This window comes from Pseudarthrobacter polychromogenes, assembly GCF_014644495.1.
In the GTDB taxonomy this organism is placed as follows: domain Bacteria; phylum Actinomycetota; class Actinomycetes; order Actinomycetales; family Micrococcaceae; genus Arthrobacter; species Arthrobacter polychromogenes.
Genome location: NZ_BMKU01000017.1, coordinates 41,609 through 56,468, shown reverse-complemented (window position 1 = coordinate 56,468; position 14,860 = coordinate 41,609). Strand labels below are relative to the sequence as shown.

The 14,860-nt window shown below is 63.6% G+C and carries 14 protein-coding genes; 5 read left to right on the top strand and 9 right to left on the bottom strand.

The window, feature by feature from the left end; all coding sequences use genetic code 11:
- Window positions 1–6: 6 nt before the first annotated feature.
- Window positions 7–1,362 (bottom strand): ammonium transporter, encoded by a 1,356-nt coding sequence (locus IEX43_RS18985; RefSeq protein WP_188813600.1) that lies wholly within the window; start codon window positions 1,360–1,362, stop codon window positions 7–9.
- Between the two features lie 123 nt (window positions 1,363–1,485).
- Entirely contained in the window at window positions 1,486–2,190 is a 705-nt protein-coding gene (locus IEX43_RS18980; protein ID WP_188813598.1) for a TetR/AcrR family transcriptional regulator, read from the bottom strand.
- A 171-nt stretch (window positions 2,191–2,361) separates the two neighbouring features.
- On the opposite strand from IEX43_RS18980, the gene glnT reads away from it, so the two are divergent.
- Both glnT and IEX43_RS18970 read left to right on the top strand, forming a co-directional pair.
- Window positions 2,362–3,723, top strand: coding sequence for a type III glutamate--ammonia ligase (gene glnT / locus IEX43_RS18975; protein ID WP_188813596.1), 1,362 nt, complete (start codon window positions 2,362–2,364; stop codon window positions 3,721–3,723).
- Between the two features lie 8 nt (window positions 3,724–3,731).
- Window positions 3,732–4,727 (top strand): alpha/beta fold hydrolase, encoded by a 996-nt coding sequence (locus tag IEX43_RS18970; protein WP_229666544.1) that lies wholly within the window; start codon window positions 3,732–3,734, stop codon window positions 4,725–4,727.
- A 16-nt stretch (window positions 4,728–4,743) separates the two neighbouring features.
- Here IEX43_RS18970 and IEX43_RS18965 read toward each other — a convergent pair whose 3' ends face one another.
- From IEX43_RS18965 to IEX43_RS18945, 5 genes are all read right to left on the bottom strand, one after another.
- Window positions 4,744–5,106, bottom strand: a complete 363-nt coding sequence (locus tag IEX43_RS18965) for an alpha/beta fold hydrolase (RefSeq protein WP_188813592.1) — start codon at window positions 5,104–5,106, stop codon at window positions 4,744–4,746.
- Window positions 5,107–5,186: 80 nt separating this feature from the next.
- Entirely contained in the window at window positions 5,187–5,660 is a 474-nt protein-coding gene (locus IEX43_RS18960) for an SRPBCC family protein (RefSeq protein ID WP_188813590.1), read from the bottom strand.
- Window positions 5,661–5,844: 184 nt separating this feature from the next.
- Window positions 5,845–7,368 (bottom strand): tripartite tricarboxylate transporter permease, encoded by a 1,524-nt coding sequence (locus tag IEX43_RS18955; RefSeq protein WP_188813589.1) that lies wholly within the window; start codon window positions 7,366–7,368, stop codon window positions 5,845–5,847.
- Window positions 7,368–8,015, bottom strand: a complete 648-nt coding sequence (locus IEX43_RS18950; protein ID WP_188813580.1) for a tripartite tricarboxylate transporter TctB family protein — start codon at window positions 8,013–8,015, stop codon at window positions 7,368–7,370. The genes IEX43_RS18955 and IEX43_RS18950 overlap by 1 nt, the downstream gene beginning before the upstream one ends.
- Window positions 8,012–8,992, bottom strand: a complete 981-nt coding sequence (locus IEX43_RS18945) for a Bug family tripartite tricarboxylate transporter substrate binding protein (protein WP_188813578.1) — start codon at window positions 8,990–8,992, stop codon at window positions 8,012–8,014. Before IEX43_RS18945 ends, IEX43_RS18950 begins: the two co-directional genes overlap by 4 nt.
- A gap of 242 nt (window positions 8,993–9,234) precedes the next feature.
- Between IEX43_RS18945 and tcuA the strand changes: the two genes are divergently transcribed.
- Together tcuA and IEX43_RS18935 are read left to right on the top strand one after the other, a co-directional pair.
- The gene (gene tcuA / locus IEX43_RS18940) at window positions 9,235–10,728 is read left to right on the top strand and encodes an FAD-dependent tricarballylate dehydrogenase TcuA (RefSeq protein ID WP_188813576.1); all 1,494 of its coding nucleotides are present in this window, start codon (window positions 9,235–9,237) and stop codon (window positions 10,726–10,728) included.
- Between the two features lie 59 nt (window positions 10,729–10,787).
- Window positions 10,788–11,474: a GntR family transcriptional regulator gene (locus tag IEX43_RS18935; RefSeq protein WP_229666543.1), complete on the top strand. Its 687-nt coding sequence runs from the start codon at window positions 10,788–10,790 to the stop codon at window positions 11,472–11,474.
- A 201-nt stretch (window positions 11,475–11,675) separates the two neighbouring features.
- Here the strand turns inward: IEX43_RS18935 and IEX43_RS18930 are convergent, their stop codons facing one another.
- Window positions 11,676–12,716, bottom strand: a complete 1,041-nt coding sequence (locus IEX43_RS18930) for a metallophosphoesterase (protein ID WP_188813567.1) — start codon at window positions 12,714–12,716, stop codon at window positions 11,676–11,678.
- A 30-nt stretch (window positions 12,717–12,746) separates the two neighbouring features.
- On the bottom strand, window positions 12,747–13,607 hold the full coding sequence (locus IEX43_RS18925; protein WP_188813566.1) for a phosphatidylinositol-specific phospholipase C/glycerophosphodiester phosphodiesterase family protein: 861 nt from the start codon (window positions 13,605–13,607) through the stop codon (window positions 12,747–12,749).
- Between the two features lie 264 nt (window positions 13,608–13,871).
- Between IEX43_RS18925 and IEX43_RS18920 the strand changes: the two genes are divergently transcribed.
- On the top strand, window positions 13,872–14,858 hold the full coding sequence (locus IEX43_RS18920; RefSeq protein WP_188813563.1) for an aldo/keto reductase: 987 nt from the start codon (window positions 13,872–13,874) through the stop codon (window positions 14,856–14,858).
- Window positions 14,859–14,860: the final 2 nt, after the last annotated feature.

Genomic DNA, 14,860 nt, shown 5'->3' with positions numbered 1-14,860 from the left:
CAGGTTTTAGCGGGCGGTTGGCGCCGGCTTCTCCTCAACCGCTGCTTGGCCCACCAGATGGTGCAGCTGTTCGGCGTGGCCGCGCGGGGCGTGAGCCTTGTCTTCACCGTTTTCGTAGGCGTTCTCGGCGTGGAGGCTGATGTCGAGTCCTTTCGCCTCCACCGGCGCCGCAACCCGGATGCCCATGGTCAGGTCAAGGACCTTTGCGATCACCCACGTGACCGAGAAGGTGTAGGCGAAGACTGCCAGGATGGCCAGGGCCTGGCGGCCGAGGAGCTCGAAGCCCCCTCCGTAGAGCAGCCCTGCCCCGCCGCTGGGTGCCTCCGGAGTGGAGAGGATGCCGATCAGGAGGCCGCCCACCACACCGCCAATGAAGTGCAGTGCCGTGACGTCGAGGGCATCGTCGAAACCGAGCTTGTACTTGAGTGCAACGGCGAAGTAGCAGACTGCGCCGGCGGCTCCGCCAATGGCCAGGGCAGCGAGCGGGGTGACGGCACCGCACGACGGCGTGATGGCCACGAGGGCGGCGATGGCGCCTGAGGAGGCACCAAGGGTGGTGGGGTGGCCGTCCCGGATCTTCTCTACGAGGAGCCAGACGACGACGCCCGCGCAGGTGGCGGCGACGGTGTTGAAGACTGCCACGGCGGCATTGTTGTCCGCAGCGCCCAGCCCGCTACCGTCGAATCCAATCCATCCCGTGAAGAGGAGCCCGACGCCCAGGAGGGTCAGAGGCAGGCTGTGGGCCTTGGGCTGCACGGGCCACGTGCGGCGCTTGCCGAGCACAAGAGCCAGGGCCAGCGCGGCCACACCTGAGTTCACGTGGATGGCCGTGCTGCCGGCGTAGTCAATGGCGCCCAAAGTGTTGGCGATCCAGCCGCCCCGGACCGAGCCGTCCGCCGAGTCGAACGCGAACACCCAGTGCGCCACCGGGAAATAGACCAGGCTCGCCCAGATCCCGGCGAAAGCCAGCCAGGCGCCAAACTTCATCCGGTCTGCCGCCGCTCCTGCCACGATGCCGGCTGTCAGCCCCGCGAACATCAGGTGCAGAGCCGCCAGCGCGAGGGGCGGCAGGGCGGCGTCGTCAGGGGCGGTCAGAAGCTGGCCCAGCCCGGCGAACTCCAGCGGGTTACCCAGCAGGCCCAGCCCGCCGATGGAATTTCCGAAGACGGCGGAGTAGCCGAAGGCGATCCAGAGAACGCCAACGACGCAGAAGGAGCCGAACACCATGAGCATCATGTTCATGGCAGTCTTGCGGCTGACCATTCCGCCGTAGAAGAGCGCCAGGCCGGGCAACATCAGCGCGACTGCAATGACGGCGGTGAGCACCCACGCCGTATTGCCGGCGATAGTGGCAGTGTCCATACGAATCTCCAAGGCTAGGTGACGGGCACGCCGCCCGGGGAGCGGGGCACCAGCGTTTCGATACGCTATCTAAATTCTTGGAGCCGACGTTTTCGATGCCATATCGAATTCGTTTCGGATGGATTAACTTTCGGCAGAAGGGTTCCACCCGGCAGTAAGATCCGCAGCCTCCGCCCGGACAGCGGCCAACTTGCCAGGGGCCGCCAGCAGCCGGGCGAGGGTGGTGTCTGCGCTGAGCCCGGAGACCTGTTCTGCGGAATACGAGCGCAGGCCCGGCAATGGCTGGCGATAGTGACGCTGGAGGCCCTCGTTCAGACCCAGCGCGGCCGTGGCGGCATCTTCGGACTCAACAGCCTGGAACTCGCCCGACTCGACACCCTGCCGGACAATTGATGCCGTCAGCCCGTGCAGCGCGGCGTAGTCGTCAAAGAATGCGCCGAAGTTCTGGGGCTGGGACCGCGCCACCCGCTCGAACTCGTAGAAATCCAGGGGCGCCGAGCACAACTGCATGGCATCGGCGTGCAGGACGGCATACAGCCGGGGTGCGGCCGGACCGGACCGCCCCTCCAGCGACGCAGCCAGGGCCAGGGAGCTGCGGTTTTCCTCGAGCAGGGCCTGGAGGATGTGCTCCTTGCGGGCAAACCAGTAGTAGAGCGAGGACTGCCGCAGCCCGGCACTGCGGGCAATTTCACTCATGGTGGTTTCCGCGTACCCTTTTGCCACGAACAGCGCGGTGGCCTCACGGATGATGTCCTGCCGCGGGGAACCCGTGGGGGCGCCGCTCAGCCGCGGCCGGCCTGCAGCCGATGGTGCAGCATCCTTTGTCATCTCATACCCCTGCTCCCGCTTTTCCTGAACCTACCCCAGAGCTTATCTGCGAATGATTTACGGGCGTGAAACAATTTCGACACTCTATCGAAATTGCCGGTGGACAGACTTTCAATAACTTATCGAAAAGGCGTCGGCCAGGATGCCGAAGCGAACGAACAAGGAGACACCATGAGTGTGGAATCAGCACAGGCCGCAGTTGAGACAGTGCAGCAGAAGCTCCGGGAAGCTGGGGTCAAATACGCAATGTCGAGCTTCGTCGACCTGCACGGCAACATCAAGACGAAGTTCGTTCCGCTCTCGCACCTGCCGCAGATGGCCGCCGGCTCGGAACTGTTCACCGGCGCCGCACTGGATGGCCTCCCCCAGGACATCAGCGACGAGGAGCTCTCGGCCATTCCCGACCTGGACAGCGCCGTACAGCTGCCCTGGCGCAAGGAGGTGGCCTACTTCGCCAGCGACCTCTACACCGAGGGCAAGCCCTTCGAGGCGGCCTCACGGAACATCCTGAAGCGGCAGCTTGAAGCCGCCAAGGAGCTGGGATTCACCTTCAATCTGGGTATCGAGACCGAGTTCTTCGTCCTGAAGGACACCCCCGGGGGCCCTGTTGAGGTCAGCGACCGGGACAACCTCAGCAAGCCCTGCTACACCGCCCCGGCAGCGCTGGACAACTTCGACTGGCTCACCGAGATGGTCGAGGCAATGAACGACATGGGCTGGGGCGTCTACTCCTTCGACCATGAGGACGCCCAGGGACAGTTCGAGATCGACTTCAAGTACTCGGATGCCCTCACGATGGCGGACCGTGCAGTGTTCTTCCGGCTCATGGCCAACGAGATGGTCCGCAAGCACGGGTACTTCGCCACGTTCATGCCGAAGCCCTTCGCCGACCGGAGCGGCTCCGGCGCCCACTTCAACATGTCCCTTGCCGACGCGGAAACCGGCGTCAACCTTTTCGAGACCGACGACGACCCCCGCGGCTGCGGCATCTCGGAACTGGGGTACAAGTTCATCGCCGGCGTCCTGAAGCACGCACCCGCCATCTGCGCCGTCATCGCCCCCACCGTCAACAGCTACAAGCGCCTGGTCCGCAAGGGCAGCATGTCCGGCTCCACGTGGGCGCCTGTGTTCGTCAGCTATGGCAACAACAACCGCACCAACATGATCCGCGTGCCCCTGGCGGGCGGCCGAGTGGAGTGCCGCGCAGCGGACATCAGCTGCAACCCCTATCTCGGTGCTGCCATCATCCTCGCGGCAGGGCTGGAAGGCATCCGCGAGAACCTCGATCCCGGGGCGCCGCACACCGAGAACATGTACAACTACACGGAAGCAGAGATCCTGAAGAACGGCCTGGGCCTGCTCCCCCGGAGCCTTGGCGAGGCCGTCGAGGAGTTTGCGGCGGACAGCCTGTCCCGCGATGTGTTCGGCGAGTCGATGTACAACGCCTACATCGATTACAAGGGGCAGGAGTGGGACGAATACCAGGCCCACGTCTCCGAATGGGAGACCAAGCGGTACCTGAAGTTCTTCTAAGGGGTCCCGTGCACCAGGAATTCGCACTCGGCAGGTTCGGGCTGGTCTCCGGCCCGGACCTGCCGGACGCCAAGCTCGCCTATAAGACCTACGGGGAACTCAACGAGGCACGGGACAATTGCGTACTCCTCCCCTCTTACTACACCGGCACGCACGCAAGCTACGAACCCTGGATCGGCCCGGGCAGGATGCTGGACCCGGAACGCTGGTTCATTGTCGCCGTCAACATGTTCGGCAACGGACTCTCCACCTCCCCCTCCAACGCCTCCCCCGGGATCAGGGGTGCGGCTTTTCCGGATGTCGACATCGCGGACAACGTCATCGCACAGCATCGCCTGCTCACTGCTCTTGGGGTCCGCCACATCCGCATGGTCGCCGGCTGGTCCATGGGTGCCCTGCAGGCGTACGAATGGGCTGTCCGTTACCCAGGGATGGTCTACGGCATCCTTCCGATTGCCGGGGCAGCCCGGTGCTCACCGCACAACTTCGTGTTCCTGGAGGGTGTGAAAGCGGCGCTGGCCGCTGACCAGGCGTACGACGGCGGCCGGTACAGTTCCCCGCCTGTCCGCGGCCTGCGGGCCTTTGGGACGGTGTATGCCGGCTGGGCGTACTCCCAGGAGTTCTTCCGAAAGGGAATTTACCGGGAACTCGGCTACCGCGACGTTGACCATGTGCTGGACGACTGGGCGGACGATCACGAACACATGGATGCCAACAACCTGCTGACGGGACTGGGCACGTGGCAGCGGGCCGACGTCGGGTCGTCAGCACGGGGCGGGTTCGAGGCGGCACTGGGGCGGATCCGGGCGCGCTGCATCGTTATGCCCAGCACCTCCGACCTCTATTTCCCCGAAGCGGACAGCAGGATCGAAGCCGATATGATCCCCGGCGCAGAATTCCGCCCGCTCCAATCCAACCTTGGGCACATCGCCGGACGGCCCGGAATCCGCGGGGCGGAAACGGATCAGATCGGCGATGCCATGCGACAGCTTCTTGATGGCTGACGAAATGCCAGTACTACTACCCGTGGGCGAAGAACTCCGAAAGATGGAAAATCAGCGTCCGGGGCGCCCTGTCCAGCGCACCGTGATCCGCTCCAGGCACCGCCGTGCAGCGGCCGTCGAACAACTGGGCGGAGATGGCCTGGGCTATCACCGCATAAAATTCGTCGCTGTCGGAGCCGTAGAGCACAAGCACGGGAACGGAAATTCCGGCGTAGCGCTCTGCGGGAGGCCGGTGGGCGTCAAGCAGGGCCAGTTCATTCACCGCGCTGTGCACTGTGCTTTTCCACGCTCGGCCCTTGCGCGGGGAAATCGCCAAGGCATGGACCACCGCCTGGAAGGCAGGGTCCGGAAGCGGTCTCTTGCTGAGTTTGATGGCCATCGTCGGATGTTTCCACTGTGTGCTGTCGCATGACTGGCTGCGACGGCGGGAGGCACCCGCCGTCGTCCGCTTTCTGTTTGTTAGAGCTGCCCGGCGGGGCCGCTGTCCTTGACTTCACCTCGCCAGGCACCGGTTTCGGTGCCGCGCGATTCGATGAATTCCTTGAACTTCCGCAGGTCGGCCTTAACCTGCATCTCGTCGATCTGCAATGCGGCGCCCGCTTTTTCAGCGGCGGTTTCCGGCGCCCATTCGAAATGGACTTTGACCTTCGTATGGTTGGCATCCAGCGGCGTGAACCTGATGATGCCGGCATGGGACTTGCCGTCGGTGCTGCGCCAGGCGATCCGGTCGTCAGGCTCCTGGTCAACTATTTCGGTATCAAACTCCCGCTGTACGCCGCTAACCTTGGTGACCCAGTGGTTGGTGGCGTCAGTCAGCTGAGTTACGGATTCCACACCGGACATGAACTGCGGAAAGGATTCGAACTGGGTCCACTGGTTGTATGCGGTCCGCACCGGTACTGCTACTTCAACGGTCGCTTCTACGTGTTCCATCTGCTGCCTCCTCATGACGGACGGCCGCAACAGCGGACCGGCAGAGCTTGCCATCCTGCCAGTCAGGCAGCCGCCACTCCTGCACGATAAGTCCGGCGGCTGCCTGTGTCCAGAGCTTCGGGATTCGCAGGCATTGACTTCGCTGTTGGGCCGTTGCAGCGGCCGGGACCTACGGAGCCACTCGCTATGGAACCAACACTGCCTGGCGGTTGGCCCGCCGGTGGCGGAGATGCTGGATGGCGCTGAGGACCAGGGCGGCGGCCAGGACCGCATAGAGGGTGACGGTGATGGGACTGCCAACCAGGATGCCGAGATCCCCTTCGGATACTGCCAGGGCGCGGCGCAGTTCGGTTTCTGCCATGGGCCCCAGGATCACTGCGATCAGTACGGGTGCCAGCGGAATGTTGTAGCGGCGCATCATGAATCCAATAAGGCCGATGGCGATGAGGAGCCACAGGTCCAGGATTGCTGAGCTTACTGCGTAGACGCCGAGCATTGAGAAGACTGTGATGCCGGCGTAGAGGTAGTGCTTGGGGATGCTCAGGAGTTTGGCCCAGACGGAGGCGAACGGCATGTTGATCATCACCAGGATTACCAGGCCGATGAAGAGTGAGGCCAGCAGGGCCCACACCAGGTCGCCGCTTCGTTCGAACAACAGAGGTCCGGGCTGCATTCCGTATTGCTGGAACGCAGCCAGCATGATCGCTGCGGTGGCCGACGTTGGCAGTCCAAGCGCCAGGAGGGCGCCCATGGCTGTACCTGCGGTGGCGTTCGCTGCCGCCTCCGGTGCGGCGAGGCCGCGGATGGAGCCGGTCGTGCCGAATTCGGGGTCGTTGCGGCGTTTCGCCAGCTGTTTTTCGGTGCCGTAGGCCAGAAAGGTGGGGACTTCTGCACCGCCGGCGGGTATCAGGCCGAACGGGGCACCGAACGCGGTTCCCCGGAGCCAGGCGGGAAGGGCTTTCCTGAAGTCCGCCAGGTTCAAGCGGGCCCTGCCCTTGGCTTCGATCTGGGTGGCGGCGGGGTCGCGGTGTATGCGGGATGCAATGTGGAAGACCTCGCCGAGCGCCAGGAGACCGACAGTGATGACGATGACGGAGATGCCGTCGAAGAGCTGGGGCATGCCAAGGGTGAACCGGGAGGTGCCGCTGGGGCCGTCAATGCCGACCAGGGCCAGGGCGAGGCCGATGCCCAGGGCTGCGATGCCGCGGATCACGGACTCGGAAACGACGGCTGAGATGGCCAGGAATGCGAAGACTGCGAGGGCGAAGTATTCGGCTGGGCCGAAGACGGTGGCCATCTTGACCAGGGTTGGGGCGAAGAACACCACGAGGGTGGTGGCTATCAGGCCTCCGATGAAGGCTCCGATGGCGCAGGTTGCCAAGGCCTTGGCGGCCTGTCCGCTTTTGGCCATGCGGTGACCTTCGAAGGTGGAAGCCATGGCAGAGGAGTTGCCAGGGGTGTTGAGCAGGATGCCAGAGGTGGAGTCACCGAAAAGTCCGCCGAAGTAGATGCCGGCGAACATGATGAACGCCGCTGTGGGTTCCAGTGAAAAGGTGACGGGCAGCAGGAGTGCGACTGCCATTGCTGAACCGAGTCCGGGAAGGACACCGACGGCGGTGCCCAGGACGGCGCCGATCAGCACCCACAGGAGGTTAATGGGGGTCAGGGCGTTGGCGAAGCCGCCCATAAGGAGTTCGAGTTGTTCCATCAGAGTATCCCTCCTATGAAGCCGGAGGGCAGGCTGAGGCCCAGTCCGGCGCCGAAGGCCAGTTGAGTTATTGAGGAAAAGAGCAGGCCCACGCCGGCATCGAAGTACGGGCGGCGGCTGCCGAGGGCGTGGGCAACAACCCAGAACAGCATCGCGGCACTCATGATCCAGCCGAGCGGGTTCAAAACCAGGACAAAGGCCACGACGCCGGCCAGCATCAGGCCGACGGTCCGCCAGTCCGTGTAGGTCTTCCAGGTTCTGGCGGGTGTCCGCGATGGTCCGTCGCTAAAGGCAGCGTCTTCCTCCTTGCCCAGGTGGCCCAGGTCGTGCAGCATGTCGGCGGAGAACTGGCCGTGTCCGGGGTGGATGGAATGGTCAGGTACTTTCGGTGAGCGGAGGATCTGGATGGCCAGCAGGGTAGCCACCAGGTAGAGGACGATGCAGACCAGGATGGGGAAGAACTGCGGGCCGGGTGCCGACTTGCCCTGCACTTTCATCGTGACCGTGCCTACGGTGAGGAAGATGGCCAGGGCGTAGAGTACGGCGACGACAATGAATTCGCTGCGGCCCGTTCCGAAGCCGGGCCTGGGGTTGCTCCGCGTCTCCTTGGCGGATCCTGCTTCTGGCTGGTGCTGGGTGATGCTCATAGGCCGAGGTCCTTTACGATTTCTTGGGCCGTTGCAACTTCGTCTTTGATGAACTGCTCGAATTCTTCGCCGGTTGAAAAGGTGTCCGTCCAGCTGTTGCGCTTGAGGGCTCCCTGCCAGTGGGCCGTGCTGCGCATCTCGGCGACGATCTCGATGAAAGCCGCCTTCGTTTCGTCCGTGGTTCCGGGTGCCGCTACGAATCCCCGCCAGTTGGACATTGACGCCTCAACACCTTGTTCCTTGAACGTGGGAACATCTACGCCCTCGAGCCGCTCGTCCGAAGAGATGGCCAGGGCGCGAACGGTTCCGGCCTCGATCTGGTCCCGGACCTCGTTGTAGCCGGACATGCCGGCGGCGGTGGTGTGGGACAGCAGGGAAGTGAGCGCCTCACCACCTCCGGAGTAGGCGATGTAGTTCACGTCCTTGGGATCGATGCCCACGGTCTTGGCCACCATGGCGCTAAGGAGATGGTCGATCGAGCCCAAGGACCCGCCGCCGATCGAGGTTGCCCCCGGATCCTTTTTCCAAGCTTCCAGGAAGTCATTGAGCGTCTGGAACTTCGAGTCCGCAGGGACTACCAGGGCCGCGTAATCATCGGCCATCCTGGCAATGGGGACAACGTCCGCCATGGACTCCGGGTTGTCGCCGAGCTCGATGGCCCCCACCATCACGCCGCCAGTCACCAGGAGCGCATCTTCGCGCCCCGGCGTCTGCACGAACTGGCTCAGGCCAATTGTTCCGCCGGCTCCCGGGACGTTGACCACCTGGACGTTGTTGACGACGCCGCCGCTCTTGAGCGCCTGCTGCCCTTCACGGGCAAATCCGTCCCAGCCACCACCAGGTGCAGCAGGGGCGATCAGGGCCAGTTTGTTCTTTGCGGTGCTGGTTTCGCTGGCGGTGCCGGCATTGATGAACGCAAGCGCAGCGATCACGGCTACGGCGGCGCCGAACAAAGCATTGCGTAGGGGCTTTTTCATATCTCTCGTTCCGTAACGACGTTGTTGGGCGGTGCGAAAAGTAGTGTGCCGTGAGCCGCCTCAGCTGTGGAAGCCGCGCAGAGGACTGGCACGTATTCGTCGGAATACCTTTGTACACAATGAAGTACAGTTATACATGTGATGACTGTCACCGGCAAGTCCTCACCAGCAATTACGCCTATTGCGCAGTTGCATACGTTTGTATACAGTTGGATTCACTGATCCACTGAAAGGACTTACGAATGTCTATTGGTAATGAAGCCACGCCCGCGAGCACGGACAAAGTCGACGTGATCGTGGTGGGCGGCGGAAACGCCGGATTCACGGCAGCGCACGCAGCCGCTGTCCGGGGGCGGAAAGTCATTCTGCTCGAAAAGGGCAACGAGGACATGGCGGGCGGGAACAGCTTTTACACCGCCGGTGCAACCCGGATCGCCCACAATGGGCTCGCTGATCTCCTGGACTGGGTGGAGCCGGATGAGCGGCACCGGTGCACCGAAGTTCCGCCCTACTCGGCAGACGAATACGCCGCTGACCTGGCCAAGGTCACCGAAGGCCGAAACGACCCCGAACTGACGAAGGTTCTGGTCGAGGAATCCCAGCCAACGCTTCGCTGGCTCAACAGCCTGGGCCTGAAGTACCGCCTGATGTACGAACGCCAGGCCTTCGAACGCCCGGACGGCTCCTTCCTCTTCTGGGGCGGCCTGCACGTGGGCAACGTGGGCGGAGGCGAGGGACTGATCGCAGACCACACCCGGGTAGCGGCCGAGCTGGGGATTGATGTCCGCTACGGCCACGCAGCGCAGAACCTCATTGTCGAGAACGGACGCGTTACCGGCGTCGTCACAAATTCGCCCTTGGGTGAACTGTCATTGCGCGCCGAATCAGTCATTCTCACGGCAGGAGGTTTCGAAGCTGATCCCCAACTGCGCAGGGAGTACCTTGGGGAAGGCTGGGAAAACGCCAAGGTCAGGGGCACCCCGAATAACACGGGTGACATGATCGCTGCTGCGCTACAGGTCGGTGCCGCCAAGGGCGGCGACTGGAGCACGTGCCACAGTGTGCAGTGGGACGCCTTTACCGCCACGAACGAGAGCAACCGGGAACTTACCAACAGGCTTACCCGTCAGAGCTACCCGTTCGGAATCATCGTGAACACCGAAGGCAAGCGTTTCCTGGACGAGGGCGCAGACTTCCGGAACTACACCTACGCCAAGTACGGCAAGGAAATCCTGAAGCAGCCCGGATCCGTTGCCTACCAAATCTTTGATGCAAACCTCCGTCCCATGCTGCGGACCGAAGAGTACGACATGCCAGGCATCTCCGTGGAAGTTGCGGACACCCTGGAAGAACTGGCAACCAAGATCGGCATCGACCCCGAAAAACTGTCAAAGACCGTGAGTGACTTCAACAACTCAATCGACCGCGGCATCACCTTCGATCCCAATATCAAGGATGGTCGCGCCGCCGCCACAGAGCCGGCAAAAAGCAACTGGGCTGCCCCGATCGAAACTGGCCCCTTTTACGCCTACGGTGTCACGTGCGGAATTACGTTTACGTTTGGCGGCATCAAATCCGACACCCACGGCCGGGTTCTCGACAGCGAGGGAAAGCACATCGAAGGCCTGTACGTGGCGGGCGAAATGCTCGGCGGCCTCTTCAGCGCCAATTACCCGGGAGGCAGCGGGCTTGCTGCGGGATGTGTTTTCGGACGACGGGCCGGCGTTCTCGCGTAAAGTTCCCTATAAGAGAAGCGCCCAGCAGTAGCCATTCCAATGCCTCAAGGACCAGCCACGTGACGGACACAGCAACCGCCCGCATCGACGGAGAAAGCATCTTCCAGACCCTGCGGAGCGAAATCCTGTCCGGAGTCCACCAGCCTGGTACTGCTATTCGGGAAACATCGCTTGCCCAACGTTTCGGCGTCTCCCGGACCCCCGTCCGGGAGGCGCTGTCCCGCCTCCAGCAGGAACGGCTGCTTGAGCGCGTCGACAGGGGCCTGCAGGTACCCCAGGTGGACCCGCAGCAGGTCATCCAAATTTACGACATGCGCATCCTTCTCGAAGAGGAAGCTGCGCGCCAGGCAGCACGGTCAAGGCAGTTCCCGGACCTGATGCGGCTTGAAGCGCTGCTGCAGCGCGACCGGCAACTGCAGGAACCGGATGACCACACCAGGATCACCACCAACCTGGAGTTCCATGCTGCCATCTGGAATTGCGCGCACAATCCCGTCCTCACGGACCTCTTGAATAGGTTGTCGACGCACCTGATTCACGCTCCCCGGTCCACACTTTCAACAGGAAACCGCTGGACTGAGTCCTTGGACGAGCACGAAACCCTGGTACACGCCATCGAACAGCAGGACAGCGACGCCGCCGCAAGAATCGCACGTCAGCACATGGAAACAGCGCGTACCCTGCGTTTGCAGCTTCTCCGGGAGACGGCCCTGCAACATCCGCTGACAAATCACTCCCGCCGGTAATTTCACCCGGCCAACCACTTCATCTACCGCCGGATAAAGTTCCGGTTTTGCGTGAGCTCCGGCCTGCATGCCTTCCGCAACAGCACCCCGACAGACGGGCGCAGGACGAGGCCAACGCAAGGGAGGCGGGGGTGAAATCCCCGCCTCCCCCACAGAAGACGACGGCGGGAAAGCACCGCCGTCGTCCGCTTCCGTTAATGCCTAGGACCTGAAGGGGACCTTTTCCCAGCTCAGGACGTCCGCGCCGGGGTCGCTGTTGCCCGCGACGGAGAAGCGCACATAGTTCGTGGCGTTGGCGGAACCGTCAACAGTGATGCGCTGCAGGTTGTCCGCGGCAGTCTGACCATAGACCTCCAGCCAGGGTGAGCCGGCGGCGAGCGGCTGGTTCTCGGCGAAAACGTGGCTGTCGCCGTTGATCAAGTACACCGGCGCATCGAAGCTGTTGGTCTCCTCGATGATGGCCGCCACGATCTCGCGGAACCCGGACATGATCTCCGGGTTCACGGTGGCCGCGGCGAGCAGCGAGGGGTCGAACATGTCGGCCTGCGTCATGAGCACCACGGCGCGGTCGTTGCGGCGCTCGGCATCGGCGAACGTGCCGCGTATCTGGTCCAGTGCGGCGTCCGTCCGGGCGTCCACTTCGGCGAGTTGCTCCGGCGTGGCCGTGGTTTCGCCGAGGCCGGTCCATGGCTGCAGGGAGTTATTGCTGCCCTGGATGTTCAGCACGGAGAAGGCCACCCGGTTCTGGGTGAAGCGGACGTTTTCGGGCAGCCCACGCTCCTCCTGGGTCTTGACCGGCATGGTGGCGCCCAGGGTCTTGCCGGGTTCGTTGAAGAAGACCTCCCGGAGTTTGTCCAGCCGTTCCAGCGGGTTGTAGGCGCCGTTGTTGGTGCGGTGGCAGTCCACCCACTCGTTGTCGCCCGGGGTGAAGACCAGCGGGTGTGTGAACGTGTCGAACTGGGTGCGGATGGTGCTGAAGTACTCGTCCGAGCAGACCGAGGAGCCGTTCTTGATGTCGCCAACGTGGGTGACAAACTTCAGGTCCTTATCGGCGTTGATGTCCTGGATGCGGGCAGGGAACTTGGCGATTTCAGCGTCGCCGTAGGGGATGTCGCCGATGACGCCGAAGGTGAACGCCTCGCCGTTGGAGGAATTGTTAACCGCGTGGGCGGGCTGGGACGCAAGGAGGCCCAGCGCCAGGACGGCTGCCGCCGTCGTCGTTTTGATGGTCTTTGAAGGCATGGGTGTGTTCCTGTTTCTGTTGGAAAGGGCCTAGGCGGCGCGGGCGGTGAGGAACTGCTGCAGCGCGGGAAGGTCGTCGGTGTTGATGTGGTCCACGCTGGCGTCGGCGAGTTCGGTCCAGATGGCGTCCCGGGCTGCGCCGGGCTGGTCCGGGGTGGCCCAGAAGCGGACGCGGTAGCCGTTGGCGTGGGCCTCGGCCACGTAGGCCGTCAGCTTGGTGCGCTCGGCTTCCGGCATGGGGCCGACGCCCTGCCAGGTGAAGAGTTTGGTCCAGTTGTCGCTGACCAGCGGCATGAGGGCGGCGGCTTTGCCGGTGGTGAGGTCGGCTGAGCGGCCGTCGTAGAAGCTGAACCGCTTCTCCTGTGCCTGCATGGTGGCGAGCGGGCGGTTGCCGCTGATCACGGCGGTGACGGGGCCGGTCTTGGCGGTGCCGTTGGTGTAGCGGCTCATGATGTCGCGGTGCTCGGCCAGTTCCTGCTCGATGGCGGCGTAGGTGGCTTCGCCTTCGCTCTTGATGTCGATCAGCAGCTGCAGGCTGCCGTCCCAGTGCGGGTAAACGCCGTGGCCGGGCTGGCTGCGGACCAGGTCCTGGAGCGGATCAAGGTAGAGGCTTTCGAGCGTGACGCCGGGCTGGACATCCTCCAGGTCATGGGCCACCAGCAGCTCGCCGTCCACCAGCCACACGTCCGCTTCGACGCTGGTGAAGCCGTGCTCGAGCGCGTCGAACAGGGGACGTTCATGCTCGTAGTCGTTGTGCGCATGGGCCTGGGCGAGGGGCTGGCCGACGACGACGGGAGCCGGCTTGGCTGCCTCGGCTTTGGCCGGAGCTGCCGCTGTTCCCGCCAGGGAGGCGAGGACAACGACAGCGGCGAGGGTGCTTTTCACGAACACGGAGTACTCCTACGTACAGCTGGAATGTCCGCCCGGCTGTTTGGCTGCCGGGCAAAAGGTGGCGTGAAAAGACTGCTGGTTGCGGGAGAACGCTTCGGGGCCGGCGGGTTGCTGGCAAGTGAACTGCGAGGGACATGGCAGGGAGAGGGTGAGGCAGGCCCTGCCAGTACCCGTTCCACCAGACACTCCCTCAACCGTCCAATAGGCCGTTGACTGGAGGAAGACCGTGCACAAACGTGCCAGCAGATAAACAAGGGAGACTTCATGCATACGCGAACACTCGGACAGGGGCTGCGGGTTTCGGCCGTTGGCCTTGGCTGCATGGGCATGTCCCAGGGCTACGGACCCAACCCCGGGGACCGCCAAGCAATGATTGGCGTACTGCGCGACGCCGTCGGGACAGGAATCAATTTCTTCGACACAGCGGAGGTATACGGCCCCTTCGTCAATGAGGAACTCGTCGGCGAAGCACTCGCCCCGGTCCGCGACGAGGTCGTCATAGCGACCAAGTTCGGGTGGCGGATCGAGAACGGCAGGTCCGTGGGGCTGGACAGTTCGCCGGACCGGATCAAGCGCGTCGCGGAGCAGTCCCTGCGCCGGCTGCGCGTAGACACCCTCGACCTTTTTTACCAGCACCGCGTCGACCTCAACGTGCCGATTGAGGAGGTTGCCGGTGCTGTGGGTGAGCTCGTTGAGGCTGGCAAGGTCCGCCACTTTGGGCTGTCAGAGGCCTCCGCCGCGACCATCCGGGCAGCCCACGCCGTTTTTCCGGTGACAGCCGTCCAGAGCGAGTACTCCCTGTGGACACGGGACCCGGAGCCGGAGGTACTGCCCGCCCTGGCTGAGCTGGGGATCGGGTTCGTGCCCTTCAGCCCCCTCGGCAAGGGCTTCCTCACCGGAACCGTCGATACATCCACGCAATTCGCCGAAGGCGACATCCGCGGCACCATCCCGCGCTTCACCCCCGAGAACCGCGCCGCCAACCAGGCACTGGTGCAGTACGTGGCGGAACTCGCCGTCGCTAAGACCTGCACCCCCGGGCAAATCGCACTGGCTTGGCTCCTGGCACAGCAGCCGTGGATTGTGCCGATCCCCGGAACCCGTCGCCGCGAGCGCGTGAAGGAGAACGCAGCGGCGTCCACCGTCGCGCTGTCCGCCGATGAAGTCGCCGATCTTAATGCCCTTGCCAGCCGAATCGGAGTGCAGGGAAACCGCTACAACGACCTTCACATGGGCCTGGTGGGGCGTTGACC